The sequence below is a fragment of the Pedobacter sp. UYP1 genome (genome assembly GCF_040547305.1).
Classification (GTDB): Bacteria; Bacteroidota; Bacteroidia; order Sphingobacteriales; family Sphingobacteriaceae; genus Pedobacter.
In genome coordinates this window covers 68,838-94,387 of the sequence record NZ_JBEPPL010000015.1, presented here as the reverse complement: position 1 = coordinate 94,387, position 25,550 = coordinate 68,838, and the positions used below count along the sequence as shown (strand labels likewise).

21 protein-coding genes are annotated in these 25,550 nt (G+C 38.8%); 10 read left to right on the top strand and 11 right to left on the bottom strand.

Features of this window, described 5'->3' with window-relative positions:
- Together ABIB30_RS22640 and ABIB30_RS22635 are read left to right on the top strand one after the other, a co-directional pair.
- Positions 1-2,373, top strand: coding sequence for an endonuclease MutS2 (locus ABIB30_RS22640; RefSeq protein ID WP_354305333.1), 2,373 nt, complete (start codon positions 1-3; stop codon positions 2,371-2,373).
- Between the two features lie 46 nt (positions 2,374-2,419).
- Positions 2,420-3,517 (top strand): PQQ-dependent sugar dehydrogenase, encoded by a 1,098-nt coding sequence (locus tag ABIB30_RS22635; protein WP_354305332.1) that lies wholly within the window; start codon positions 2,420-2,422, stop codon positions 3,515-3,517.
- Here the strand turns inward: ABIB30_RS22635 and ABIB30_RS22630 are convergent, their stop codons facing one another.
- Positions 3,518-4,876: a hypothetical protein gene (locus ABIB30_RS22630; RefSeq protein ID WP_354305331.1), complete on the bottom strand. Its 1,359-nt coding sequence runs from the start codon at positions 4,874-4,876 to the stop codon at positions 3,518-3,520.
- Positions 4,877-4,997: 121 nt separating this feature from the next.
- Here ABIB30_RS22630 and ABIB30_RS22625 point away from each other — a divergent pair, with 121 nt between their 5' ends.
- Positions 4,998-5,699 carry a CoA transferase subunit A gene (locus ABIB30_RS22625; protein ID WP_068395628.1) on the top strand — a complete coding sequence of 234 codons (702 nt, stop codon included), beginning with the start codon at positions 4,998-5,000 and terminating at the stop codon, positions 5,697-5,699.
- Between the two features lie 14 nt (positions 5,700-5,713).
- Positions 5,714-6,373 (top strand): CoA transferase subunit B, encoded by a 660-nt coding sequence (locus ABIB30_RS22620; RefSeq protein ID WP_111634786.1) that lies wholly within the window; start codon positions 5,714-5,716, stop codon positions 6,371-6,373.
- On the opposite strand, the gene ABIB30_RS22615 is transcribed toward ABIB30_RS22620, so the two are convergent.
- Positions 6,365-7,018, bottom strand: coding sequence for a uridine kinase family protein (locus ABIB30_RS22615; RefSeq protein ID WP_354305330.1), 654 nt, complete (start codon positions 7,016-7,018; stop codon positions 6,365-6,367). The two genes, ABIB30_RS22620 and ABIB30_RS22615, sit on opposite strands and share 9 nt — an antisense overlap.
- Positions 7,008-8,291, bottom strand: coding sequence for a DPBB and LysM peptidoglycan-binding domain-containing protein (locus ABIB30_RS22610; RefSeq protein WP_354305329.1), 1,284 nt, complete (start codon positions 8,289-8,291; stop codon positions 7,008-7,010). The genes ABIB30_RS22615 and ABIB30_RS22610 overlap by 11 nt, the downstream gene beginning before the upstream one ends.
- A gap of 184 nt (positions 8,292-8,475) precedes the next feature.
- On the opposite strand from ABIB30_RS22610, the gene ABIB30_RS22605 reads away from it, so the two are divergent.
- Together ABIB30_RS22605 and ABIB30_RS22600 are read left to right on the top strand one after the other, a co-directional pair.
- Positions 8,476-8,955, top strand: a complete 480-nt coding sequence (locus ABIB30_RS22605; protein WP_111634783.1) for a Dps family protein — start codon at positions 8,476-8,478, stop codon at positions 8,953-8,955.
- A gap of 104 nt (positions 8,956-9,059) precedes the next feature.
- A complete protein-coding gene (locus ABIB30_RS22600) occupies positions 9,060-10,868 on the top strand; it encodes a UbiD family decarboxylase (protein ID WP_354305395.1) in 1,809 nt (602 codons plus the stop codon).
- Between the two features lie 64 nt (positions 10,869-10,932).
- On the opposite strand, the gene ABIB30_RS22595 is transcribed toward ABIB30_RS22600, so the two are convergent.
- Both ABIB30_RS22595 and ABIB30_RS22590 read right to left on the bottom strand, forming a co-directional pair.
- Complete coding sequence (locus ABIB30_RS22595) at positions 10,933-12,462, bottom strand: OmpP1/FadL family transporter (RefSeq protein ID WP_354305328.1); 1,530 nt, start codon at positions 12,460-12,462, stop codon at positions 10,933-10,935.
- Between the two features lie 22 nt (positions 12,463-12,484).
- The gene (locus ABIB30_RS22590) at positions 12,485-13,456 is read right to left on the bottom strand and encodes a hypothetical protein (protein WP_354305327.1); all 972 of its coding nucleotides are present in this window, start codon (positions 13,454-13,456) and stop codon (positions 12,485-12,487) included.
- A gap of 107 nt (positions 13,457-13,563) precedes the next feature.
- Between ABIB30_RS22590 and proS the strand changes: the two genes are divergently transcribed.
- From proS to ABIB30_RS22570, 4 genes are all read left to right on the top strand, one after another.
- On the top strand, positions 13,564-15,036 hold the full coding sequence (gene proS, locus ABIB30_RS22585; RefSeq protein ID WP_354305326.1) for a proline--tRNA ligase: 1,473 nt from the start codon (positions 13,564-13,566) through the stop codon (positions 15,034-15,036).
- A gap of 33 nt (positions 15,037-15,069) precedes the next feature.
- Positions 15,070-16,209 (top strand): cystathionine gamma-synthase, encoded by a 1,140-nt coding sequence (locus ABIB30_RS22580; protein WP_068395646.1) that lies wholly within the window; start codon positions 15,070-15,072, stop codon positions 16,207-16,209.
- A 93-nt stretch (positions 16,210-16,302) separates the two neighbouring features.
- Positions 16,303-17,082 carry a TIGR02757 family protein gene (locus ABIB30_RS22575; RefSeq protein ID WP_354305325.1) on the top strand — a complete coding sequence of 260 codons (780 nt, stop codon included), beginning with the start codon at positions 16,303-16,305 and terminating at the stop codon, positions 17,080-17,082.
- A 54-nt stretch (positions 17,083-17,136) separates the two neighbouring features.
- Positions 17,137-17,646 carry a YdeI/OmpD-associated family protein gene (locus tag ABIB30_RS22570; RefSeq protein ID WP_354305324.1) on the top strand — a complete coding sequence of 170 codons (510 nt, stop codon included), beginning with the start codon at positions 17,137-17,139 and terminating at the stop codon, positions 17,644-17,646.
- Between the two features lie 285 nt (positions 17,647-17,931).
- Here the strand turns inward: ABIB30_RS22570 and ABIB30_RS22565 are convergent, their stop codons facing one another.
- From ABIB30_RS22565 to ABIB30_RS22540, 6 genes are all read right to left on the bottom strand, one after another.
- Positions 17,932-18,657 (bottom strand): polyprenol monophosphomannose synthase, encoded by a 726-nt coding sequence (locus ABIB30_RS22565; protein WP_354305323.1) that lies wholly within the window; start codon positions 18,655-18,657, stop codon positions 17,932-17,934.
- Positions 18,658-18,818: 161 nt separating this feature from the next.
- Complete coding sequence (locus tag ABIB30_RS22560; protein WP_354305322.1) at positions 18,819-20,735, bottom strand: peptide MFS transporter; 1,917 nt, start codon at positions 20,733-20,735, stop codon at positions 18,819-18,821.
- A gap of 72 nt (positions 20,736-20,807) precedes the next feature.
- Positions 20,808-22,469, bottom strand: a complete 1,662-nt coding sequence (locus tag ABIB30_RS22555) for a peptide MFS transporter (protein WP_354305320.1) — start codon at positions 22,467-22,469, stop codon at positions 20,808-20,810.
- Between the two features lie 110 nt (positions 22,470-22,579).
- Positions 22,580-23,491 (bottom strand): hypothetical protein, encoded by a 912-nt coding sequence (locus ABIB30_RS22550; RefSeq protein WP_354305319.1) that lies wholly within the window; start codon positions 23,489-23,491, stop codon positions 22,580-22,582.
- A gap of 4 nt (positions 23,492-23,495) precedes the next feature.
- The gene (locus tag ABIB30_RS22545) at positions 23,496-24,671 is read right to left on the bottom strand and encodes an acetyl-CoA C-acyltransferase (RefSeq protein ID WP_354305317.1); all 1,176 of its coding nucleotides are present in this window, start codon (positions 24,669-24,671) and stop codon (positions 23,496-23,498) included.
- Positions 24,672-24,743: 72 nt separating this feature from the next.
- Positions 24,744-25,523 (bottom strand): GLPGLI family protein, encoded by a 780-nt coding sequence (locus ABIB30_RS22540; protein ID WP_354305316.1) that lies wholly within the window; start codon positions 25,521-25,523, stop codon positions 24,744-24,746.
- Positions 25,524-25,550: the final 27 nt, after the last annotated feature.

Here is a 25,550-nt window from a genome sequence, read left to right as displayed (position 1 = left end):
ATGATATATCCCGATAATTGTTTAGATAGACTTGGCTTCAGTGAAGTCAGACAACTCATCCTAAAGCATTGCCTGAGTCCGATGGGACAATATATGGTCAGCAAAATGCAGGTGATGAATAAATTTGATCAGATTAATAAGTTTTTAAGACAGACTAAAGAATTTAAAAATATCCTGGAAAACCAGGAGCCGTTACAAATCAGTACTTTTTTTGATATTAAATCACTGGCCGAAAAGGTGCGGGTAGAGGGTAGTTACCTGATGGAGGAAGAATTATTCCAGATTTACCTCTCTTTACAGACCGTTTTTTCAGTATTACGTTTTTTTGAGGAAAGAAAGGATGTTTATCCTAATCTGGAAGCTTTGTTTGAGCACTTGCCAGTGGAAAAAAACATTCTTCGGAAAATAGAATCTGTACTTGACCCTAAAGGTAAAATCAAACCTAATGCTTCTTCTAAATTGCAGGAAATCATTGGGGATATTGCTAAGGGTGAACAGGAAGTCCGTAAACGGATGGATGTTATTTACAAGCAGGCAGTAGCCAGCAACTGGGTAGCAGACGGAAGTTTAACGATCCGTGACGGAAGAATGTGTATTCCTATCCTGGCGGAGAATAAGCGTAAGATGAAAGGTTTCATTCATGATGAATCTGCCAGCGGGCAGACTGTATATATGGAGCCGGAAGTGGTATTTACGCTGAACAATAAAATAAGAGATCTTGAATTTGATAAGAGACGTGAAATTATCAGGATTTTAATTGCACTGACCGATGATTTAAGGCCGTTTACGCCATTATTGCTTTCTTATCATGGCTTCCTGACCAAACTGGATTTTGTAAGAGCTAAAGCTTTATTTGCTATCGAAGTAGAAGCAGATATGCCTGTGCTGGTAGCTGAACCAAGGATTAAACTGATTAATGCAAGGCATCCTTTGTTATACTTGTCATTTAAAGAAGACAAGAAAACGGTTGTGCCTCTTAATATTCATATGAATGAAAATTTAAGGATCGTATTGGTTTCAGGACCAAATGCGGGAGGTAAATCTGTTTGTATGAAAACTGTCGGGCTTTTACAGCTGATGCTGCAATCAGGATTGCTGATTCCTGCGCATGAGTCAAGTGAGGTGGGTATATTTGATAATATCTTTGCTGATATTGGTGATGACCAGAGTATAGAAAGTGATTTAAGTACCTATAGTGCGCATTTAACAAAAATGCGTTATTTCGTTGCACATGCTACGCCCAAATCATTGGTGATGATTGATGAGTTTGGTACTGGGACTGATCCTCAGTTTGGCGGGCCAATGGCCGAAGCTGTATTGGAAGTGCTGAATAATAAAAAGGTAAGAGGGGTAATGACCACTCACTATTCAAACCTTAAATTATTTGCTGGTAATACTCCAGGATTGGAAAATGCTTCTATGTTATTTGATAATGACAAGATGAAGCCTTTGTATGTACTGGAAATAGGTAAGCCGGGAAGTTCTTATGCTTTTGAAATTGCACAGAATATTGGCTTGCAAAAAGAAGTACTGGCATTGGCGCGGGAAAAAACAGGAACCAATCAAAATAGAATTGACAGCTTACTGGTCGACCTGGAAAGAGAGAAAAAACAGATTTATGATACTAAAATCCAGTTGTCTCTGCAACAGAATAAAGTAAAGAACCTGGTCAAAGAAAACGAGGAGTTACAACAGTTTTTAGAAGAAAATAGAAAAACTCTGATTAAAGAGGCTAAGCTTGAAGCGCAGACTATCATAAAAAATGCAAATAAGCTGGTAGAAAATACAATTGCTGGTATCAAGGAAAATCAGGCTGATAAAGTAGCAACCAAACAGCTAAGACAAGACTTGCAGAAGAGTTTGGTTCAGCACCAGGTTAAAGAAGAAAAGAAGCCTGAGAAGGTAGTGATTTCAACGACTGCTATTGAAGTTGGTGATTGGGTACAGCTGAATAATACGGAAACAATGGGACAGGTGATGGAAATTAACCGTGGTAATTTAGTGCTGGCACTAGGTGATCTTCGTTCTGTTGTGAAGAAAGACAGAGTACAGAAAATCAGTAATAAGCAGGCAAAAAAGGTTGTACAGAGCAATTCTTTCTCTGGAAGAATGTCTGAGGCGATCGGAAACTTTACTGCTGAACTGGATCTTCGCGGTATGCGTGGCGAAAATGCAATCCAGGAAGTTGAAAAGTATCTGGATAAGTCAATTATGCTGGGCTTTCCTTTTATCAAGCTGATTCATGGAAAGGGGGATGGTATCCTCCGGAAATTAATCAGGGAATATCTGCGTAAATATAGTCAGGTTAACCGGGTTGAAGATGAGCATGCTGATAGGGGTGGAGATGGTATAACTTATGTGTATTTCAATTAATTAAACATAATTCATTCTGGATTGTTTAATCAATAAACATTCTGCTATGAAAACAATTTTTACTTCAATTATTATTTTGTTTTTGCTGTCAGCTTGTGAAAAAAGCAAAAACAGTGATAGTCCGGACACTTTACCGGATGCCGATATAAAAACAGAAGTACTCACACAGTCTTTAAAATTCCCTTGGGAAATGATATATGGACCAGATAATTTTATCTGGTTCACCGAAAGGGCTGGGAAAATCAGCCGGTTAAATCCGCTGAATGGTGTGGTTACTTTAGTGCATACTATTTCTGAAGTAACCAGTGTTGGTGAAGGCGGCCTGCTGGGGATGGCTTTACACCCACAGTTTAGTACCAATCCCTTTGTATATGTGGTTTATGACTATGGTTCGGGAAATAATTACAAAGGAAAGGTCGTTCGCTTTACTTTTAATAATGGTGTGTTAAGTGCTCCGTTGGTCTTACTGGATCAAATTCCTGCCTCGTCCATTCATAATGGTTCAAGGTTACTTATTACCCCTGATCTCAAATTATTAGTAACTACAGGTGATGCCAGTGCTGCTGCTCAGGCACAAAATATCAATAGTCTATCCGGGAAAATTTTAAGGTTAAATCTGGATGGTTCTATTCCTTCAGATAATCCTTTGCCAAATAATCCGGTATGGTCTTATGGCCACAGGAATCCACAAGGATTGGTAATGGCAAACAACAGACTATATTCTTCTGAGCATGGGCCTGATAATGATGATGAAATTAACCTGATTCAGAAAGGCAGAAATTATGGCTGGTCAAATGTGGAAGGATTATGTGATAAGGCTGAGGAAAAAACATTCTGTGCACTTAATAACGTGGTAGAGCCGATGATGACCTGGACGCCTACCATTGCACCATCAGGGTTAACTTATTATAATTCAGACTATATTCCACAATGGAAAAATTCCTTATTGGTCGTTGCACTTAAAGGATCAAGATTATTACAGCTAAAACTGGACGAAAGCGGGACTAAAATTGCTGCTACGAAAGATTTTCTGCAAAATCAGTTTGGCAGGTTAAGAGCTATTTGCCAGTCACCGGATGGCAAACTTTATATTGGAACCAGCAATGGGACAAATGATCAGATTATAGAAATCTCTGCGCGTTAATTATTCGGTTACTTTGGTAATCCATTGTATACAGTCTTGCGGCTCTACAATAGACCAGGAATGAGGATGTCTTGTTCCATCTAGTCTGTATCCTTTTCCGATTGCAGGTATAAATTCAGCTTCTTTGTTGCCTTGCAATTTTAGAAAATTGATCATTGCGGACAAGCTAGCCGCATTCATGTCAAAATAATCACGGTTTCTTTCATTTATTGCCCATAGTATATCCGGATCTGAATAGATTCTTATTGGCATTTTGAGCAGGTATCTGGCGTTACCGCCATCCTTTTGTGACCTTGAAAACATAGAACGTTTAATATATTGCTCAGGAAACTGTTCTGGTGACCCTCCATAGGTTTTATTATAGAAATCAACGATGGATTTTGCTTCTCTTAAGCCATTCAGTTTAGCAGGTGTTAAGTGAGGTCTTCCTTCATTAATAGCCAGATCTCTTTTGGCTGCAGTATAAAGCTCCGCCACATCTACTGGTGGATCGACACCTAAAACCGCACGAGGTGTTATCGCAGTTTTAGAGTTATTTTCCTGAGCTAATTCGGCGTATCTCAAGGCTATCATTCCTCCGTTTGAGAATCCGCTAAAAACGAATTTGTCTTCTGGAGCTTTAAATTTTGTAATGACTTCTTTAAAGACAGTATTCAGGAAATTGAGTGCGAGTTGGTCGTCATCCATTCCCCGGTCATTATTGATAGATGGTACAATAATGAGAATATGATGCTGTGCCGCCAGCTGGATGAGCTGTTTATTGCAGTTAATTACGTTTTCAACGGTTTCGCCACTACTTGGCAATAAAACCAGTGTACTTTGAACATCTCCTTCTGGTAATAAGCTATAATAAAAAAGAGGTTTTAAAGTGTCTTCGGCTACATAGATTGCATTACTGTCCAGGAGTGAAGTCTTATTGGTTTTTAAGTTACTCAGTTCCCGTTCTTCTAAATTTAAAAACTTTCCTTCTCTAAAGGTTCCCTCCATTTCTAGTCCCGTAGCAAAGGTTGTTTTACCTTTACCTTCTAATGTTCCGTTTGAGAAATTACCTTCCATTGCGTAACGGGTATTTGGAAAAGTAAATTTTCCTTTGCCATTCAAATTGCCTTGATGTACAAGACCTGTATATTTTACACTTTCTTGTCCCTGATTGTACCAGGTTAGTATTCCATATCCTTCAGCAAATTTGTTTTTACAACTGCCAGTCCATGAGATGCTAACTTCTGGAGAATTATTTTCATCTATAATCCTGCAGCCGGTTTTTTGGTCTTTGAGATAGGACGGGGCTTTCTTTTGCGCAAAGGTGTGAAGTCCAAACAGACAAATTGATATAAATAGCAGTAGATTAAGGGATTTCATTCAGAATATTTTGTTTCTAAACAATTGTACGAAATTGTTTGGAAACAGATCCATGTAATAAAAAATATTAATATTTTGCCGGGGTGGTTTTTATCTATAATTTAGCAACCAAACCAAATATATGATCAATAAGAGAGTAGCGGATGCCGATGAAGCAATCCGCGATATTATAGACGGACAAACGATTATGCTTGGAGGTTTCGGACTGTGTGGTATTCCTGAGAAGTGTATTGCTGCATTGGTAAAGAAAGGCGTGAAAGAGCTTACTTGTATTTCTAACAATGCAGGTGTAGATGATTTCGGAATTGGCCTGTTACTGAAAACCCGCCAGGTAAAGAAAATGGTTTCTTCTTATGTAGGAGAGAACGCAGAATTTGAGCGCCAGTTGCTAAGTGGAGAATTAGAAGTTGAACTAATCCCTCAGGGTACATTAGCGACGCGCTGTATGGCGGCTGGTTATGGCATGCCTGTAATTTATACCCCTGCTGGTGTAGGTACAGAGGTAGCTGAAGGTAAAGAAACCCGGAATTTTAATGGAAAGGATTATCTGATGGAATATGCTTTCGAAGCTGATTTTGCAATTGTAAAAGCATGGAAAGGTGATACTGCTGGAAACCTTGTTTTCCGCTCTACAAGCCGTAATTTCAATCCGGTCATGGCTATGGCAGGTAAAATCACAATTGCTGAAGTAGAAGAGCTGGTAGAGCCTGGTGAACTTGATCCGGACCATATCCATACGCCTGGTGTTTATGTACACCGTATTTTCCAGGGTTCAGCTTACGAGAAAAGAATAGAGCAGCGCACAGTAAGACCGCGTAATTAACCAATCAAATATTTATGTTAGATAAGAACGGAATTGCGAGACGTATCGCCAAAGAATTAAAAGACGGTTACTATGTGAATTTAGGAATTGGTATTCCTACACTGGTAGCAAATTATATCCCTGATGGAATCAATGTTGTACTGCAATCCGAAAATGGTTTGCTGGGTATGGGGCCTTTTCCTTTTGAAGGTGAGGAAGATGCTGATATGATCAACGCGGGAAAACAAACAATTACTACTTTGCCTGGTTCTTCAATTTTCGATTCAGCGATGAGCTTCGGTATGATCAGAAGTCAGAAAATTGACCTGACCATATTAGGTGCAATGGAAGTTTCTGAAAATGGAGATATTGCTAACTGGAAAATTCCTGGAAAAATGGTGAAAGGAATGGGTGGGGCAATGGATTTAGTAGCTTCTGCAAAAAATATCATTGTAGCTATGCAGCATATCAATAAAGCAGGAGAAAGTAAATTATTGCCAAAATGTACCTTGCCATTAACTGGTGTAAATTGTATCAGGAAAGTTGTTACAGAATTAGCGGTACTTGATATTCTACCGGAAGGTGGCTTCAGGTTAATTGAAAGAGCGCCGGGTGTGAGTGTTGATTTTATTAAACAATCTACCTCAGGAAAGTTATTCGCTGAGGCAGATGTGAAAGAAATGGATCTAAACTGATCTTTGTGAACTCAGTATAGTTTCTTTTAATTCGTCTGATATCTCTTTAGAAGTGGCGATAATATCTTCCGCCACATGTTTATTGTTAATGATAATTTTCTGACAAGATTCCTTATAAGGAAGCAGAAATTGTTTGTAAGCAGGCATAACGTGGTTAACCCATTGGTACATAATCATATCACGGGTATAACCACGTTCTATCTCATCTCTGGAAATTCTGCGGTTAAGTGTGATTTCTTCATCTGCATCCATGAATATCTTCAGGTCGAATAATCGAGATAATTCCGGGTAATGAAATACAAATAAGCCTTCTACTATAATAATTGGTGCACTCGTTATATTCATTAAACGTGCGCTTTCCTCATTAATGTTGAAAGTATATTCTTTTCTTGAAATTGACTGACCATCAATCAGCAATTTTAAGTCCTCCAATAATTTGGAGTCATCAATTCCCTCCGGCAGGTCAAAGTTGACCCATCCGTTATCATCTACCTTTTGTTCACCAATTGGTTTGTAATAATCATCCTGTGAGATTAAACATACTTCCTCTGTACTGAAATGATGGAGAAAACACTTTAAAAAAAATGTTTTTCCTGAACCACTACCTCCAGCAACACCTATTATATAGGGTTTGTTATTGTTCATTCGCTTGTCCACTGTACGTTAAATTGCACAAAAACCTTTTATCCAATGCGCCCAATGCATCGGCTACCGCTTTTGTGACTACAATAATAACATCTTTTGTGGACTCATTCTCAGTAAATTTACCAACAACCTTTGCAAACGTAGATCTGTTGCTCATCGGATTGGTAATTTTCATGATAGTTCCGATAGGTGCAGTACGGTGAAGTACCAGCATTTTTGAAGAGTCTAAATCTTTATCCATGATCCAGACACCAGCACCTTTTTCATCCATTTGGCTCAGTCCATAACGGCTGGCTGGTAATCTTAATGAAGGGTTTTTAACGGATTCTATAGTATCAGCATCTTTTGGATCTGAGTCGCTAGTTCTCTCATTTTTAAGAGGATACTGTCCGTTTATTAGTAGTTTTTGACCAACATAAAGAGAGTTGGTCGTTAAATTATTTTTAGCTTTTAACTGATCAAGGGTCAGGTTGTATCTGGTCGCGATAGAATACATGGTTTCATTAGAAGCAACCGTATGTTCTACAAACTGGTTCTTGTCTGGAGTGCCCTGATGAACTGGCGTAACTGGTTCAGATTTAACAACAGGTGTTTCTGATTTTTTTACAATTTCAGGTTTTTTCTCTTGAACCGGTGTTGGCGGAGGAGTTGCATGTGCTGGTGTAACCGGAGTAGTTACTACTGGTTTTGTCTGAACCGTTTGAACTGGTACTGTTTGTACAGGCGTAGAAGATGTTGTTTCTGCCCCGGCTTTCACAGGCATTTTTAAAATCTGACCAATTTTAAGATTAATGGTCTTCAGTTCATTGATTCGTTTAATGTCTGCTACAGTTGTACCATATTGTCTGGCCAGCATCATTAAGTTTTCTTTCGGCTGAACCGCATGCTCGGTAAATTCTGAATTTCCCGTATCCGGAGTTGTTTCTGCTGGTTTATTTACTATTGCAGTCTGTTTGGCAGGTTCAACATGTTTAGTTGTTGCTGTTTTTACCGCAGGAGCTTGAGCAGGCCCTGAGAAAGGGACGTTTGTAGGCACCTTGATTAAAACTCCAATAGAAAGGAATTTATTTTCATTGTAAGCGATGATTTCCTTCGGGCTTACATTATATCTTCTCCCAAGGGAGTAATAAGTGTCTTTTGCGGCGACCTGGTGTAAAATAAGCTTTTTGCCATTCAGATTCTCAACACCTATGGAGTCTCTTAGATTATCGGCCTTAACTGCAGATATGTTGAGGATAAGGCCAAATAATAACGGTATATATAATTTTTGCATTAACGTTCTTGTGAATGATTAATTAGGCAATTATACGAATAATATATAAGAGCCTCAATTCTGAGTATTAAACGACAATTATATGTCTCTATTGTATCATATAGTTTTTTTTCAAAACCATTTAATGCCTGTAATTGTTATTCTATCATAGATTAACAACCCACAAAATAAATAAAAATACATTATGGACGCAAAAGAAATTAGTTTGAGTGAGAAACAAGTTAAGCCAGTAGTAGATCTATTGAATGATTATCTTGCAAACTATCATATTCATTATCAAAAGCTAAGAGGATGTCACTGGAATATTAAGGGTCAGAATTTTTTCACACTGCACCTTAAATTTGAAGAATTATATACGAATGCACAATTAACGATTGATGAAATAGCTGAACGTGTTTTAACTTTGGGAAAACCACCGCATAGCCGTTTTGAAGACTATATTAAAGAATCTGGAATTAAAGAAATCAATACAATTGGTTTACAGGATTTAGCTATGGTTGATGCTGTACTAGAAGATATGGCACATTTAATTCAATTGGAACGTGAACTGTTGGATGCAACTTCAGCAGCGGGTGATGATGGTACCAATGATATGGTGAACCGTTTCATGCAGTTCAAAGAAAAAAATACCTGGATGTTACGTTCATTTGCCGGTAAAAAATAATAGGGCATATGCTCTTCGTTTAATAAATGAAAAACCATGCTCATGCATGGTTTTTCTATTTTAATGACCTTTACAAACCAGAAATCTTAATATCTTTGATCTTGATGGGATATAAAAGCTTAGCCGAATGTGTGGCTGATTTAGAAAAACATGGTCATTTACTCCGTATCAAAGAAGAAGTAGATCCTTACTTGGAAATGGCAGCTATACACTTAAGAGTGTATGAACAAAAAGGCCCTGCATTATTCTTTGAGAATATCAAGGGAAGTCCATTTCCGGCTGTCTCTAATTTATTTGGAACTTTAGAGCGGTCCAAATTTATGTTCCGGGACAGTTTACCTCTTGTAAGTCAGCTGGTAGATTTACGTTCTGATCCTATAAAGGCACTTAAGAACCCTTTTAAATTTGCTGGTGCTGGTCTTACTGCTTTTTCAGCTCTTCCATTACAGCAGCGTTTATTTAAGACTGCATTTAAAAAGACAACAATTAGTCAGTTGCCGCAGATTGTGAACTGGCCAATGGACGGCGGGCCTTTTGTTACGATGCCACAGGTTTATACAGAAGATGTCAATAAACCCGGAATATTTAATGCTAATCTGGGTATGTACCGGATTCAGCTTGCCGGGAATGATTATATAAAAGATAAAGAGATAGGATTACATTATCAGATCCACAGAGGAATAGGCGTACATCAATCTAAAGCGAATGCAAAAGGAGTACCGCTGAAAGTAAGTATTTTTGTAGGCGGACCACCATCACATCCGCTTGCAGCGGTAATGCCATTACCGGAAGGTTTGTCAGAAATGACATTTGCAGGTGCACTGGGTAACCGCCGTTTCCGTTATTTCTATGATGAGGAAGGTTTTTGCTTATCAGCAGATGCTGATTTTATCATCACCGGAACAGTATATCCACAGGAAAATAAACCTGAAGGCCCATTTGGTGACCATTTGGGTTATTATAGTCTGACACATCCTTTCCCTTTGATGAAAGTACACAATGTATATCATAAGGAAGATGCAATCTGGTCATTTACGGTTGTTGGCCGTCCGCCTCAGGAAGATACCAGCTTTGGTGCACTGATCCATGAAATTGCAGGCTCCGCGCTGCCACAGGAAATACATGGGTTAAAAGAAGTCAACGCAGTAGATGCTGCGGGTGTCCATCCGTTGTTATTTGCGATTGGCAGTGAAAGATATACTCCATTTCTCAAAGAACGCAGACCGCAAGAAATATTAACTATTGCAAATCATATTTTAGGTAAAAACCAGTTGAGTTTAGCTAAGTATGTGTTTATCGCGGCGCGGGAGGATAATGAGACGCTGGATACCCATGATATTGAAGTTTTCTTAACCCATATATTATCACGTATAGATTTAAAAAGAGATCTTCATTTCCATACGGAAACTACAATTGATACGCTGGATTATAGTGGCGAGGGGCTGAATAGTGGTTCTAAAGTCGTATTGGCTGCTGCCGGGGATATCAAAAGAATATTGTCCAAAGAGCTGCCCACTGGTTTTACACTACCAGTATCATTTGGTGCTTATCATTTTGTAATGCCTGGGGTATTGGCTATTACCGCTGATCAATATACTACAGCAGAAGAGGCGGCTCTTTCAATAGCAGCGCTTAATCTCCAGCTAAAGGATCAGAACCTTGATGGGGTCGCTTTAATTGTACTGTGTGATGATGCCGCATTTACAGCGGAGACTATTAATAACTTTGTCTGGGTAACTTTTACCAGAAGTAATCCTGCGGTTGATATCCATGGGGTAGGGGAGTTCATCACCAACAAGCATTGGGGCTGTGCAGGACCTTTAATTATTGATGCAAGGAAAAAACCACATCATGCGCCTGAATTGATTAAAGATGTTAAGGTAGAAAAAAATATAGACAGGTTTAAAATCTGATTTACAACTGCATAAAAAAATCCCTTGCTGAAATGTCAGCAAGGGATTTTTTTATGTTCGGTATTTAAAATCTTACACCAACAGTCATGAAGATATTATTTCTTGCCACTTTAGTAGATGCTAAAGGTTGAGAATTATCATCCAGGTAGTAAGGATTAAAGAAGTTATTAGTTTCAATACGTTGATAAGCTAAATCAACATAGTACTGATTGATACGGTAACCGATACCACCAGAATAAGATTTAATAGCAGATAAGTTACCTGGATCTTCTTTATAAGGTGTACCACTGTAACCATAACCAGCTCTCAGGCTGAAAAGATCGATTTTATATTCTCCGCCGACTCTGAAATTAACAGCACTCGTATAGTTGTTTTTGATGAAATTGTTATTGCTGATAATGTCAGCAGGGTAACCATCACTTTCTGAAAGTTTAGTAGACTTATAATCTACATAATCAACATCTGCAGTTAACAATGCATTTTGACCAATAATAAAACTTGCACCAAATGAACCTTTATATGGAGTTCTTACATTGTAATTGAAGTTAGTATTCATGTAATCACTTAATAAACGGGTTCCTCCAGAAAAGTTAGCGTCTAATGTTTCAGTTGAATTTACTTCCATATGCATCCAGGTTGGTGCCTGGAATGTAGCCCCTAACCTTACCTCTTCAACTGGCTTATAGATTAAACCTAATCTCCCAGTTATACCTGCTCCGCTTGTATTGCTGTTAACCACGTTAAGCAAGTTATAGTTAGTTCCTGCATACGGATTTGGCTGATTAAATTTATCAGTAGGATCTGATGGGTTTGTTACAATAGTTCCTGTTTCAGAATAAGCTGAGCTTGTTTCGTAACGTACATTTACAAAGCCAATGCTTGCACCCAGATAAAGATTGTTAGAAATATTCATTGCTCCTGAGAAATTCAATTCTGATGTTGAACCGCGGCGAACTTCATTCTGGTTTTGTGTATTATTGCTGGCTGACGTAGCTGGCACATACTGATCAGTGGTACCAGGTACTTTGTCAATCAGGTAATTGTCAAATGCTGCCTTTTCGATACTTCCCTGGTTAAGGCTTCCAGGAGTATATCCGTTTGCACGCTGAGCCCAGTCTGTAGCGATAGAACTTTGTGTGTTTCGGCCTGAATAGTTATTCTCAATACTAAAATCGTTGTTTCTGTTATAACCTATACCAAAAACCAAACTAACTACACCTTTATTTAAGTTTGTGCCTTTTGGTCTGACAACTGGATTGTACCATACAGCAGCAGCCTGATTTAAGTTAAACTTATCTTTAGAAGTATTCGTGTTTTTACCCAGATAATTTGAATTCGCTTGTATAATATTGAACTCTGGTGTGATACTGAATTCTGAGCGGGTAAACATTCCTAAACCAGCAGGATTACCGCCAATAGAACTGATGTCTCCACCTAAACTTGTTTGCGCGTTTCCTAAACCTTTAAAACGTGCTGAGCTTCCATAGTCAGTTCGTGAAAACCTTAAAGCATCACCTGCATAGATACTTTGGGCATAGATATTACCTGTAGTAGCTACTATAGCCACTACAAAGATTTGTATGAATTTTTTCATTTAGATATTAAATACATATAAGTTAGTTTCTACCACTGCGTCCGCCGCCGCCACCGCCTGATGATCTGCCGCCGCCACCACCACCACCGCCGTAGTTGCCGCCTGATGATCTGCTTTGACTTGGAGCATAAGAAGATCTGTCACTATTTCCTCTTTGTTGAGGAGCATAGTTTTGAGATGATCTATCAGGTCTTGTTGAAGACTGACCATAATTACCCTGACTTCTGTCACCGCTTCTGCTATAGTTGCTATTTCTGCCATTTCCATAACCGTCAGCCCTGCTATTTCCGTAGTTTCTGTTTCCATCAGGATTTGATCTGCTTACGCCTGAACCGTTGTAGTTGCCTCTGCCACCGTAGCTGGTCGCTCTTCCTGAATAGTTACCATTGCCATTGCTTCTGGTATCTCTGCTGTAAGCTGGTCTGTAGATGCTATTAGACCGGTAGTAACCACCACCGCCCCAGCCGCCACCCCAGCCTCCGCCGTAGTAACCGCCACCGTAATAGCCTCCGCCCCATAGTCCGCCATAACCGCCGCCCCATCCCCATGGAGAATAGAAAGGAGAGTAAAATCCACCACCGTAGCCAAAGCCTAAACCCCATGAACTACCGTAGTAACCGTTACCGAATCCCATTCCAAAGCCTAATCCTGAGTAATAAGGAGAGTAACCACCGCCATAAAATCCATCATAATAAAAAGGATCATAATAGCTTCTATATGGGCTGCCGTAATAAAATCTGTTGATACGTGAAGAATAATCCATGTCAGCATATAAATCGCTGCTGCCATAATAATCATCATTATCGTTATAGCCGTCATTTACTGATTGCGACGAATACGTGCGCTCAGGTGCGGTATACTCTACCGCTTTCGCTGTTGAGCCATAAACATCGTCATTATGACGAGTTTGCTGGGCCATTTGAGGAGCAGAGCAGGAGGATACGGCGAGAGCCGTAACTACCAGCATGCTGTAAAATAAATGGTTAGGTTTCATAATATGTGAGTTCTTTGTGTGTGTAAACAGTTTTTTTGTAGGCATAAATTTATAAATTTGTAGCCTAGCATGCAAGTTATTTAACACAATAAACGTTCCAAACAGTTATGAGCAAAGGTATTACAAGTAAAAACGAGGATTATTCCCAGTGGTATAACGACATTGTTATGAAAGCCGATCTGGCAGAACATTCCGCTGTAAAAGGATGTATGGTTATAAAGCCCTATGGCTATTCCATTTGGGAGAAAATGCAGGCTGTTTTAGACCAGAAATTTAAAGACACAGGGCACAGTAATGCCTATTTTCCTTTATTCATTCCTAAGTCATTTTTTTCTAAGGAAGCGGCACACGTAGAAGGTTTTGCGACAGAATGTGCAGTTGTGACACATTACCGTCTTAAAAATGATGGAGAGGGCAATATTATTGTTGATCCGGAAGCAAAATTAGAAGAAGAATTGATCGTGAGACCAACTTCAGAAACCATTATATGGAATACTTTCAGAGGATGGGTACAATCGTATCGTGATTTGCCTCTGCTGATCAACCAATGGGCAAACGTAGTAAGATGGGAAATGCGTACGCGTCTTTTCCTGAGAACTACAGAGTTTTTATGGCAGGAAGGTCATACAGCACATGCAACCTCTGAGGAAGCAGTAGCAGAAACAAAGCAAATGCTTGATGTATATGCTGATTTTGCTGAAAAATGGATGGCTTTACCAGTAGTTAAAGGAGTGAAAACAGCTAATGAGCGTTTTGCAGGCGCATTGGATACTTATTGTATAGAAGCATTGATGCAGGATGGAAAAGCATTACAAGCAGGTACTTCTCACTTTTTAGGTCAGAATTTTGCGAAAGCATTCGACGTGAAGTTCACCAATAAAGAAGGTAAAATTGAACACGTATGGGCAAGTTCATGGGGTGTTTCCACGCGTATGATTGGTGCATTGATTATGGCACACAGTGATGATTTAGGTTTGGTTTTACCTCCTATGCTGGCACCTATACAAGTTGTTATTGTTCCTATTTACAAAAATGATGATGACTTTAATAATATTACTGCTTACGTTAACGAACTAACGCCTAAACTTAAAAAATTGGGCGTCTCTGTGAAATATGATAACAGAGATTCTCAACGTCCTGGATTCAAGTTCGCAGAATATGAATTAAAAGGGGTACCAGTACGTCTGGCTATTGGGGGCAGAGATCTTGAAAACGGTACTGTAGAACTGGCCAGAAGAGATACTGGTGAAAAGAAAACAGTAAGTCAGCAAGGTCTGGATATTTATATCGTTCAGTTATTGGATGAAATTCAGGAGAATATCTATAAAAAAGCTTTCGATTACAGGAAAGAACATATTACGATTGCCAACACTTATGACGAATTAAAAGACCTTTTAGACAACAAAGGTGGATTTATTTCTGCACATTGGGATGGTACGCCAGAAACAGAACAAAAAATAAAAGAAGAAACAAAGGCTACAATCAGATGTATACCGTTAGATAATAAGTTAGAAGACGGAATTTGTATTTACTCAGGTAAACCATCTATTCAACGCGTTTTATTCGCCCGTGCTTATTAAGCTTAAGGCATCAAAAATTTAAAAAAGAGCAACATGAAATTTGCAACTAAAGCCATACATGCAGGTCAGGAACCTGATCCAACAACAGGAGCGGTAATGACTCCAATCTATCAAACCTCTACTTACTGGCAAAAATCGCCGGGTGAGCACCAGGGTTTTGAATATTCGAGAGGCACAAACCCAACTCGTCAGGCATTGGAAAATTGTCTTGCTGCACTTGAAAATGCAAAATATGGTATGGCTTTCTCTTCAGGAATGGGGGCTACGGATACTGTTTTACGTTTATTACAGCCAGGTGATGAGGTGATTACAGGTAATGATCTTTATGGAGGCTCATACCGTATCTTTACTAAAGTATATGCAAAATACGGCATTAAATTTCATTTTCTGGATTTGTCAAAACCAGAAAATATGTTGCCATATATCAATGATAAGACTAAGTTGGTATGGATTGAAACACCTACTAATCCAACAATGCAGATTATCGATATTGAAGGTGTAGCTAAAATCACTAAAGAAAAAGGATTGATCCTGACTGTCGATAACACTTTTGCTTCTCCATATTTACAAAATCCGATTGACCTGGGAGCTGATATTGTGATGCACTCTGTGACTAAATACATTGGTGGTCACTCTGATGTAGTGATGGGTGCTTTATTGTTGAATGATGATCAATTGTACAAAGACCTTTGGTTTATCTACAACGCTTGCGGTGCAACTCCAGGTCCACAAGATGCTTTCCTTGTATTAAGAGGTATTAAGACGCTGCACCTGCGTATGAAAGCACATTGTGAGAATGGTGAAAAAGTTGCCCGTTTCCTTAAAACTCACCCAAAGATTGATAAGATCTACTGGCCGGGTTTTGAAGATCACCCTAACCATGACATTGCGAAAAAACAGATGCGTGGTTTCGGAGGAATGGTTTCTATCACCCTTAAAGGTGCCGATTTGGCAGAAACATTCAGAGTAGCTTCTTCTTTTAAGGTATTCACTTTAGCAGAATCATTAGGTGGGGTTGAATCATTGATCAATCACCCAACTACAATGACTCACGGTTCAATCCCAAAAGAGGAGCGTGAAAAAGTAGGTGTAACAGATAACCTGTTGCGTTTGAGTGTTGGAGTAGAAGATATTGATGATCTTTTAGCAGATTTAGCGCAAGCGCTAAGTTAATGAGATAGGTCTCTCTATCACCAATTCATAAATTATTACAAACATATAAAGCCAGTTTAAATCTTTTAAACTGGCTTTTATAAATAAAAACCATTGGAATTTTTAGAACTAAAGGACTTCCTGGACATTAAAGTTGCGCAATATAACAGGCCCGACTTCATCACAAATGATCCAATCTGCATTCCACATCGCTTTTCTAAAAAACAAGATATTGAAATCGCCGCATTCTTTGCAGCCGTTTTGGCTTGGGGACAGCGTAAAACTATTATCAATAAATGCACTGATCTCTTTGACCGCATGGATAACGACCCTTACAACTTCATGCTGCATCACGGTGATGAAGACCTGCGTCGCTTGTTAAACTTCAAACACAGGACTTTTAACGATACCGATCTTCTTTACTTCATCTCCTTCTTTAAACATCATTATGCGCTTTCAGATAGCCTGGAAACAGCCTTCCTGCCAGCGAACTTCGGTCAGCTGGAAAGCTTCACTGCGGAGCACGCGCTGAACCATTTTCGTACCTACTTTTTTAGTCTCCCTGATTCTCCCCGCAGAACCGTTAAACACATCTCTTCACCCACTCAAAAATCTACCTGCAAGAGATTAAATATGTTTCTGCGCTGGATGGTACGCAAAGACCAGACAGGAGTAGATTTCGGGGTATGGACAACCATTTCTCCAGCAGATCTCATTTGTCCCTGTGATGTACACGTAGACCGTGTTGCACGTCGTCTTGATCTGATCACCCGTAAACAAACCGATTGGAGAACTGCTGTTGAGCTGACTACAGAACTTCGCAAATTCGATCCTTTAGATCCTGTGAAATATGATTTCGCACTATTTGGCCTTGGCGTAGAAGAGAAATTTTAAACCCAAAATGCTATCTTTAAATTGGTTAAAGCATAGCTATAAATTGAATTACGAATGATAACTTTTGAAGCAGAAATAGAACGCTTCTCCAAAATGGGTGAGAAAACCGGATGGACATTCGTGACTATCCCGAAGGATGTGGCCAATCAGATCAAACCTGATTGCCGGAAAAGCTTTCGTGTCAAAGGACTTCTCGATGAATTGCACGTAACCGGTATGTCATTCATACCAATGGGGGAGGGAGACTTTATTCTTGCCCTGAATTCCAGTATACGTAAACAATTAAAAAAAGAAGAAGGTGCAAAACTGCGTATGCAACTCGAGGAAGATAAAACCTTCAAAATAGAAATGCCAGAAGACCTGGAACTCTGTCTGCTGGAAGAAAGACATTTTTTAGAGAACTTTCTTAATCTTCCCAAATCCCACCAGAACTATTATATTAACTGGCTGAATACTGCTAAAACAGAGCCCACCCGCGTTAAACGGCTCACACAAATTGTCATCGCTATGGATAAGAAGCAAAATTTCTCTGAAATGATGCGAAGCTATAAAAACGAAAAATAGCTTTCTGACCAGCAAATCTTTTAGCTATCCAATGAGGAATCCAATTAGCTATCTAATATGTAATCCAAATAGCTATCCAGTGAGGAATTCAATTAGCTATCTAACAAGTAATCCAATTAACTATCCAAGTAATCCAATTAGCTATCTAACTAAAAGAAACGTAATCAGCATTTCCGGGATGGAAAAACCTTTAGAAATCAAAAAGAGGGTTGTGTACCCTTCTGACAATGATTCCCATTTCAGGGAATTCCGTCAGAAGGGTACACAACCCTCTTTTTGATCTATTTATCTCTTATAACTCCTGAACCAACTCGTAATCTTCATCTGGATAACCCCAACAAAAGCCTCTCTGAAAATCCTTGTACTCATTTTTGAAGTCCCCTCCGTTCTATCCGTAAATATAATCGGTACCTCTACTACATTAAAACCATACTTTATCGCTGTAAACTTCATTTCAATCTGAAACGCATACCCAACAAACCTGATTTTATCAAAAGGGATTGTTTCTAAAACCACCCGCTTATAACACTTAAAACCAGCAGTAGCATCCTGAATATTAATCCTTGTAATCAACCTCACATACATCGAAGCAAAATAAGACATCAGTACTCTGCTCATCGGCCAGTTTACCACATTGACCCCTCTTACATAACGAGAACCAATGGCAACATCAGCACCATGAACACAAGCTTCCCTTAACGCAAATAAATCATCAGGATTATGAGAAAAATCAGCATCCATCTCGAAAATATAGTAGTAAGAACGCTGTAGCGCCCACTTAAAACCATGGATATAAGCCGTTCCTAAACCCAGCTTACCAGTCCTCTGCTCCATATGTAGACCCGGAAACTCCAACTGTAGTTTCTTTACAATATCTGCCGTTCCATCAGGTGATCCGTCATCAATAATTAAAACCTCAAAAGAAAAACTCAGGTTAAAAACCTTACGGATAATCTTCTCAATATTTTCTTTTTCGTTATAGGTAGGGATAATGACTAGGCTGTCTGACACGTGTGTAGAATAAATGGTAATAAATTATTTGCGAAAATATTGATTAAAATTGAAATTAACCTAATTATCAAGTGATTTAACATCCCTTAACAATAAATCTGTGCATAAAAAAAGGCTGTAGTTTCAAAAACTACAGCCCTCTATTTATAAATATTTACCAGCTAAGAAGTCGCGTTCATTGTTTTCTGTAACCACTTAGTAATGAAAAACAAGATAACCGAAGCAATACCCGCCATGACTACAAATAACATAAAGAAATCATATAGATTTTTGATCGTATAACCAAGGAAAGTAGGTTTCTCAGGATTAAGATTATAAACCTCTACTACAGAAGCCGTCTTGTCACTACCTTTGATAATATAAATTTCAGTTTGGGCAGCATTTGTACCCAATAAGAATTTACCTTCTTTTTCACCAGCAACAGCTAGTTTTGCAATTTCTTTCTCATCCAATTTTCTAGGAGAGATCCTGTTGATTTTATTGGTGTCAATAGTAACAGCTTGTTGAACTGTAGTAATTGAAAGCGCCACTAATGAATCAGGACTAAGCGAATGAGAGTTCTTTTTCACTGTACTTAAATCCCACTGCTGAATATTCTTTTTGCTGTTAGCGACCTGTTGCCAATCAATAGCACTATTTGTCAATACCAAAGGACTAACCTTATATTCCGCTACTTTGGCTTCCTCTTCAGGATACTTAGAGCTTAATTTTCCTGCCAATACGTTTGCACCTGCATTCGCAAGGAACCATACCGCCATTAAAAGAGAAGATAGTTTTAAAGGAGAAAGCTTATTCACCAATGATAATCCGATAGGAGAAAGACATAACTCACCCCAGGTGTGGAAAGCATACATACCGATCAGGTAAATCATACTCACTTTTATTCCTGCACCAACATCTTTAACACCAGTTGCAATAACCAGGTATCCCAATGCAAGCAGCATTAAACCTATAGCCATTTTAGTAGGAGCAGAAGGTTCTTTTCTACCCAGCTTAATCCATAACCAGGCAAATACCGGAGCAAATACAACTACGAAAATAGAGTTTAAAGATTGGAACCAGCTAGAAGGAACTGTAAAGAAACCTAAATTTCTTTGTGTTTGCTCCTCTGCAAAAAACGTTAGTGAAGCTCCTGCTTGTTCGAAAGCACTCCAGAAAAACAAGACAAAGAAAGCAACTATAAAAATTACTGATATTTTTTTCTTCTCAATCTTCGAAAGCGTTTTATCTGTAAAGATCATGATTGCAATACCAACTACTGCAATAATCAGCAGGTAGCTTAAATAACTCACGATTTTAGCATCAATATATAACATTCCTACGCATAACGCAGAAAAAGCAAATAAGCCAAGATAAACCAGAACAGGTGAGACTTTTTTGTCACCAGGATTAGCAGGTTTTAAACCTAAAAGATCTCCATTTGGGTCGCGAACATACTTATCTCTGAAGTTAATGAAAACTATCACCCCAATACACATTGCAATCGCAGCAGCGAGAAAGGCCCACTTAAAGTCGGCAGGATTACCTGTGTCACCAAAATATCCGCAGATAAAAGGGCCCAGTGCACCACCAACATTGATTCCCATATAAAAAATCGTGTAAGCAGCATCAATACGACGGTCACTCTTAGGATAAAGCTGACCTACCATTGAAGAGATATTTGGTTTAAAGAAACCATTCCCGGAAATCATGAACCCTAAACCTGTAAAGAACAAGAAGGTTGAAATATCAGGCATGGTATGATAAAGGGAAGCACAGCCAAACATAATCAGCTCTCCCAATGCCATCAATATACCCCCGGTTACAATAGATCGTCTGTTTCCCCAGTATCTGTCGGCGATAAAACCACCGATTAAAGGAGTCAGGTATACAAGACCTGTATAGCTTCCATATAAATTTGACGCAAATGCTTTGTCAAATAATAAGGCTTTGGTCATAAAAAGCACCAAAATAGCCCGCATACCGTAGTAATTGAAACGTTCCCACATCTCGGTAGCGAACAGTACATATAATCCTTTTGGATGGCCTTTTTGAGCGGCGTCTAATTGCTCTGGCTTAAGGATTTCAGATTGATCCATAAATATTGTTTTATAGGTTAGTTAATTTTAAAAGTTCGCAAATTAATTCTAATTATTGGTTTTTCCCCGTAACTATTTTATTCCTTTTTCTTCCATAATACCATTCAGCCATTTCAAAAGAAAGAAAGCAATAACAGCAGAGAAAAGAAGAAGGCTAAAGTTTACCCAGAAGAAATTAGCTTTGTTTTCATAAGTATCCCAAAGCGTAGCCAGTACACCAGACAATTTATTTCCAATAGAAGTAGCCAGAAACCATCCGCCCATCATCAGCGAAGTGATCCTTACCGGACTTAACTTCGAAACCAGTGATAACCCCATTGGGCTTAAAAATAGTTCACCAATAGTGATTACACCGTAACCAGCTACCAGCCATAAGACAGAAACTTTTTCAGCGCCATTACCACCAGAATAAACAGCACCGATCATTACCAGTACCGAAAGTGCTGAAATGAATAAGCCGAATGCAATTTTTGTAGCTGTACTTGGTTCTCTGTTTCTGTTGCGTAGCCAGGTAAAGAATGCGACTACTAATGGGGTCAGTAAAATCACCCAGGCCGGGTTTATTGACTGACTTAGATTAGTTGCCCAAAGCTCAACTTTTCCACCTTCTGCAGGAAGTTTAGCGGCTGGAATATTTTTAAAATAAGTTGGGTAATTGTATTCTTTTAATACGATCCCGTCTTTCTTTTGAATGCGGAATGCGTTGTCATATAAAGGTATAGAGTCTTTCGAATAGGTAAAGTTTTGTGAGAAATTAAGTTTAGAGAAGGTCTTCTCAGCAACAGGGTTTTGTAAATGTCTGTCTGTATAGCGGTCAGCCCAGGTTGTTAATGCAGTACCATTCTGTTTGAACACCGCCCAAAACAGGATTACCACAGCAAATATGGTAAGTAAGGCAGCAATTGGTCTTTTTTCATCTTTATCAGCCTTGGCAAGTAGAGAGCCGTAAAAATAGATTACAGGCACACAAGCAAAGATAAATGCATCTGTAGAAGCAGAACCAACCAGTGCATGGCCCATTAATTTAGTTGGAAGTATCCAGCCAATTACTCCAGCAATAACAGATGGAACTAAAATTACCAAGACAATTTTCAAGAAAGACATATCGCCTTCCTTTACGCCTTTTTTAACGTCAAAAGCTCTGTAATGCTTCATTCCATAAATAAAAATAGCTACGCCAATGAACATCCCAACTCCGGCTGCAATAAATGCATAGCCCCAGCCCAGCATGATATATAGTGCTGCACCAAAGAAATTACAGATAAAGGCACCGATATTAATACCCATATAAAAGATATTATAGCCCTCATCTTTTTTGTCTGAATATTCAGGTGTAGAGTAGATATTACCCAGCAGGGTAGATATATTTGGTTTGAAAAATCCATTTCCAATAATGACCAGCGTCATAGAAAGATATAGAATTGGTAAACTATGCACTGCCATCATACAATAACCAACGCCCATTAACAGGCCGCCCAGGATGATTGATTTTGCATAACCTAAATAACGGTCTGCAATTAATCCACCTAAAAATGGAGTAAGAAAAACAAGTGCTATAAAAGTACCATATAAGTCGGCAGATTCAGCTTCGGTCATCGAAAAACCAGCTTTAACATCTTTTAAATACAGGGTGAAGATCCCTATCATCAGGTAATATCCAAAACGTTCCCACATCTCAGACAAAAAAAGGAAAGTCAGTCCTTTCGGATGCTTTACTTTAATGGTTTCATTCATCAATTTCAAAAATTAGGTGTGTGTTAGCGAAGTGCCGCATCGCGCAATATAAGGACATGACCCCGTAATCACAAATTTAAGCCCTATAGAGGCGGTATTTTGCTTAAAAACTAGTTCTTTACAGTTGGTATTTCTTTAGGTTTAGGGTCTATATAAAAATCATCCTTCGCATCCGGATCATTTTTTAATTCAATATTTTCCATCAGTTTCAGTTGATTGCCTGCCAGGCGATAACCGTCAAAACTAGAATCGGAAGCATAATATTCAAAATTCCCTTCCATATTAGGGTCAAACGGAGCGAGGTGATCAAATACAATCATTTGTTCATTCTTGTCAAGCCTTAAGGTCATGGAATTCAGTTTATTGTATTCAAATACAATTCTGTTTTTTACTTCAGAATTTTTAGGCCCCTGGAAAATTGTCTTTCCAAATTTCAATTCATCATTTACAAATGAAAGAACCTCAATGACCTTTTTAGAAGTTTTACTGTTATTGCCTTTCCAGCCAAGCAATACATAAGAGGTATTTTGTCCGCTCACAATCAGCGGGACAATTTCATAATACCGTGCACCATACCATTGCTTATTGGTGGTGATCTGATTCAGATCAGTAATATGTTCTGTATCGTCAATGAGCGGGTATAATTTCAGTTTTCCGTCTCTTGTGGCTAATTGAACAGTACCAAAAAAGCGGTAAGTACCTTCAACAGTGGGAACATACCATGAAAAAATCCGGAAAGTATGATCCGGTGATTTTACAACAGAAATTGTTTGCAGGGAATCGAAGCCGAAATCAAAAGAGGAAGGAATCTTCAAAGCCGTTACCAACGTTTTGATGAATTTAGAATTCTGCTCAAAGCGGTCAATATTATTGGACGCTGTAAATAAGTTTTTAGTGATTTTTAGCAAGGAATCCTGGTACTTATTCAGCTCAACGTTACCCGGAGTAAGCTGTGCGGAGACATTGGTCGCTGCACAGCTTATCAGGAAAAATATAAAGAAGGGTTTGAAAACCTTAGACATCAATTTAGATTTTTTCAATAACCAATGCACTTGCACCACCACCACCATTACAAATTCCGGCAACGCCTATTTTGCCATTGTTTTGATTCAGTACAGAAAGCAGCGTCACTACGATACGGGCACCGGAAGCACCAAGTGGATGTCCCATCGCAACTGCACCACCATTTACATTAACTTGAGAATCAGTTAAACCCATTTCCTGGTTATTGGCTAAAGAAACTACAGAAAAAGCCTCGTTGATTTCAAAGAAATCTACCTCATTAATGCTTTTTCCAGCTCTTTGCAGTGCTAGTGGAATCGCTTTTGAAGGTGCGGTCGTGAACCATTCTGGTGCCTGCTGTGCATCAGCATAACTTAAAATACGTGCCAGTGGTTTTAAACCTAGTTCTTTTGCTTTATCTGCACTCATTAAAACTAATGCCGCTGCACCGTCGTTCAATGCAGATGCATTTGCTGCAGTAATTGTTCCGTCTTTTTTAAATACTGGTTTTAACCCAGGTAATTTATCAAAGTTAACGGCGTAAATATCTTCATCCTTATCGATAATTGTTGCATTTCCTTTACGATCAACTACTTCAACAGGAATAATTTCCGCATTGAATTTACCCTCATTGATGGAAGCCTGCGCTCTTTTATAAGAACTCACAGCATAATTATCTTGTGCCTCACGGCTAATATTATATGTTGATGCACATAATTCAGCAGCAGACCCCATATGGTAGTCATTGTAAACATCCCATAAACCATCCTTAACCAGGCCGTCAGTTAATTGTCCATGTCCCAATCTATAACCTGTTCTTGCTTTATCAAGATAATAAGGAACGTTACTCATACTTTCCATTCCGCCTGCAACAACAATATCATTTTGTCCTAAAGCAATGCTTTGGGCTGCAAGCATGATTGCTTTAGTGCCAGAAGCACACACTTTATTTATAGTGGTAGCAGGGACATCAGGTAAACCTGCAAATTTAGCCGCCTGAGTAGCAGGTGCCTGACCTACATTTGCAGATAAAACATTGCCCATGTATACTTCCTGTACATCTTCAGGTTTAATTCCCGCTTTTTCAACAGCAGCTTTAATGGCAAAACCTCCCAATTGGGTAGCTGTAAAACCTGACAGCGAACCGCCGAAACTTCCAATTGGTGTCCTTAATGCTGATACGATAACTACTTCTCTCATTTGTCTCTATTAAATTTGGTTGTTGGCAAATCTAATAATTTTAAATTTGCTCAGGAAGCTCTTTTTTAAAACCTACAATAAAAATGACTTAAACATAGACTGTGCATATTCACCCCAATTCTTTAAAGCATTAGTCAGTGTAAGCTTCAGGCCCTTTTTATCGGTCGCTTTTCCTTTAGCAGGAGGGGGTAGGTTATTTTTACCTACTGGTCTATCTGTTACAGTTTTAGCAAACCATGTAACATTTTCATGAGGTAGTGCCAGTCCTAAGATCATTCCGGGTAAACCCGTAAACGATTCGGGGCCTCCTGAAACTGGAATCTGATCTGTATAAAATGCGACTACATAAATAGAATCCATGATCAGTGCGTTCGCTCTACGGCAATTAAACCCTGCAATTTCCCTGGTTTCATTAGTTATTTTCCAGTTAATTGTCCGGGTACTATCTTTAACCAGGAAGGTTTCTTCAAAGACTTTTTTTTGTGTAATCTGCTGGTGTATATCCAGATCAGTATAAGTAATATTAATCTGACTTACGGCGGGATCTTCACCAAAGAATGGAACAGCAGGAGAATCATCTGCTACAGGCTTAAATAAAGTAGTCTGATTTGTGAATGATAAAGTGCTTTTTGTGAGCTTGAATTGTGGGGATGTTTTTTTGAATTGCTCAAAAAACTGGCTCATATAGCCTTCATTATTCTTATTGATCCTTTTTTGAATCATTGCATACATATTGTTGCTTCTTTCAAATTCTATGACTCCTTCAGTAGTGAATCTGGCATTTTGAGCAAATAATGTGCTGCTCAGACCAATTAAAAGGCAGGTTAAGATTATTATCGTACTTTGTTTCATCTTATTGTTTTTTCTGTCAGATTCATA

Excerpts from the sequence above, each read along its gene's own strand:
- ABIB30_RS22640 (WP_354305333.1), top strand. The coding sequence starts at position 1 with ATGATATATCCCGATAATTGTTTAGATAGACTTGGCTTCAGTGAAGTC.
- ABIB30_RS22635 (WP_354305332.1), top strand. The coding sequence starts at position 2,420 with ATGAAAACAATTTTTACTTCAATTATTATTTTGTTTTTGCTGTCAGCT.
- ABIB30_RS22630 (WP_354305331.1), bottom strand. The coding sequence starts at position 4,876 with ATGAAATCCCTTAATCTACTGCTATTTATATCAATTTGTCTGTTTGGA.
- ABIB30_RS22625 (WP_068395628.1), top strand. The coding sequence starts at position 4,998 with ATGATCAATAAGAGAGTAGCGGATGCCGATGAAGCAATCCGCGATATT.
- ABIB30_RS22620 (WP_111634786.1), top strand. The coding sequence starts at position 5,714 with ATGTTAGATAAGAACGGAATTGCGAGACGTATCGCCAAAGAATTAAAA.
- ABIB30_RS22615 (WP_354305330.1), bottom strand. The coding sequence starts at position 7,018 with ATGAACAATAACAAACCCTATATAATAGGTGTTGCTGGAGGTAGTGGT.
- ABIB30_RS22610 (WP_354305329.1), bottom strand. The coding sequence starts at position 8,291 with ATGCAAAAATTATATATACCGTTATTATTTGGCCTTATCCTCAACATA.
- ABIB30_RS22605 (WP_111634783.1), top strand. The coding sequence starts at position 8,476 with ATGGACGCAAAAGAAATTAGTTTGAGTGAGAAACAAGTTAAGCCAGTA.
- ABIB30_RS22600 (WP_354305395.1), top strand. The coding sequence starts at position 9,060 with ATGGGATATAAAAGCTTAGCCGAATGTGTGGCTGATTTAGAAAAACAT.
- ABIB30_RS22595 (WP_354305328.1), bottom strand. The coding sequence starts at position 12,462 with ATGAAAAAATTCATACAAATCTTTGTAGTGGCTATAGTAGCTACTACA.
- ABIB30_RS22590 (WP_354305327.1), bottom strand. The coding sequence starts at position 13,456 with ATGAAACCTAACCATTTATTTTACAGCATGCTGGTAGTTACGGCTCTC.
- proS (WP_354305326.1), top strand. The coding sequence starts at position 13,564 with ATGAGCAAAGGTATTACAAGTAAAAACGAGGATTATTCCCAGTGGTAT.
- ABIB30_RS22580 (WP_068395646.1), top strand. The coding sequence starts at position 15,070 with ATGAAATTTGCAACTAAAGCCATACATGCAGGTCAGGAACCTGATCCA.
- ABIB30_RS22570 (WP_354305324.1), top strand. The coding sequence starts at position 17,137 with ATGATAACTTTTGAAGCAGAAATAGAACGCTTCTCCAAAATGGGTGAG.
- ABIB30_RS22560 (WP_354305322.1), bottom strand. The coding sequence starts at position 20,735 with ATGGATCAATCTGAAATCCTTAAGCCAGAGCAATTAGACGCCGCTCAA.
- ABIB30_RS22555 (WP_354305320.1), bottom strand. The coding sequence starts at position 22,469 with ATGAATGAAACCATTAAAGTAAAGCATCCGAAAGGACTGACTTTCCTT.
- ABIB30_RS22550 (WP_354305319.1), bottom strand. The coding sequence starts at position 23,491 with ATGTCTAAGGTTTTCAAACCCTTCTTTATATTTTTCCTGATAAGCTGT.
- ABIB30_RS22545 (WP_354305317.1), bottom strand. The coding sequence starts at position 24,671 with ATGAGAGAAGTAGTTATCGTATCAGCATTAAGGACACCAATTGGAAGT.
- ABIB30_RS22540 (WP_354305316.1), bottom strand. The coding sequence starts at position 25,523 with ATGAAACAAAGTACGATAATAATCTTAACCTGCCTTTTAATTGGTCTG.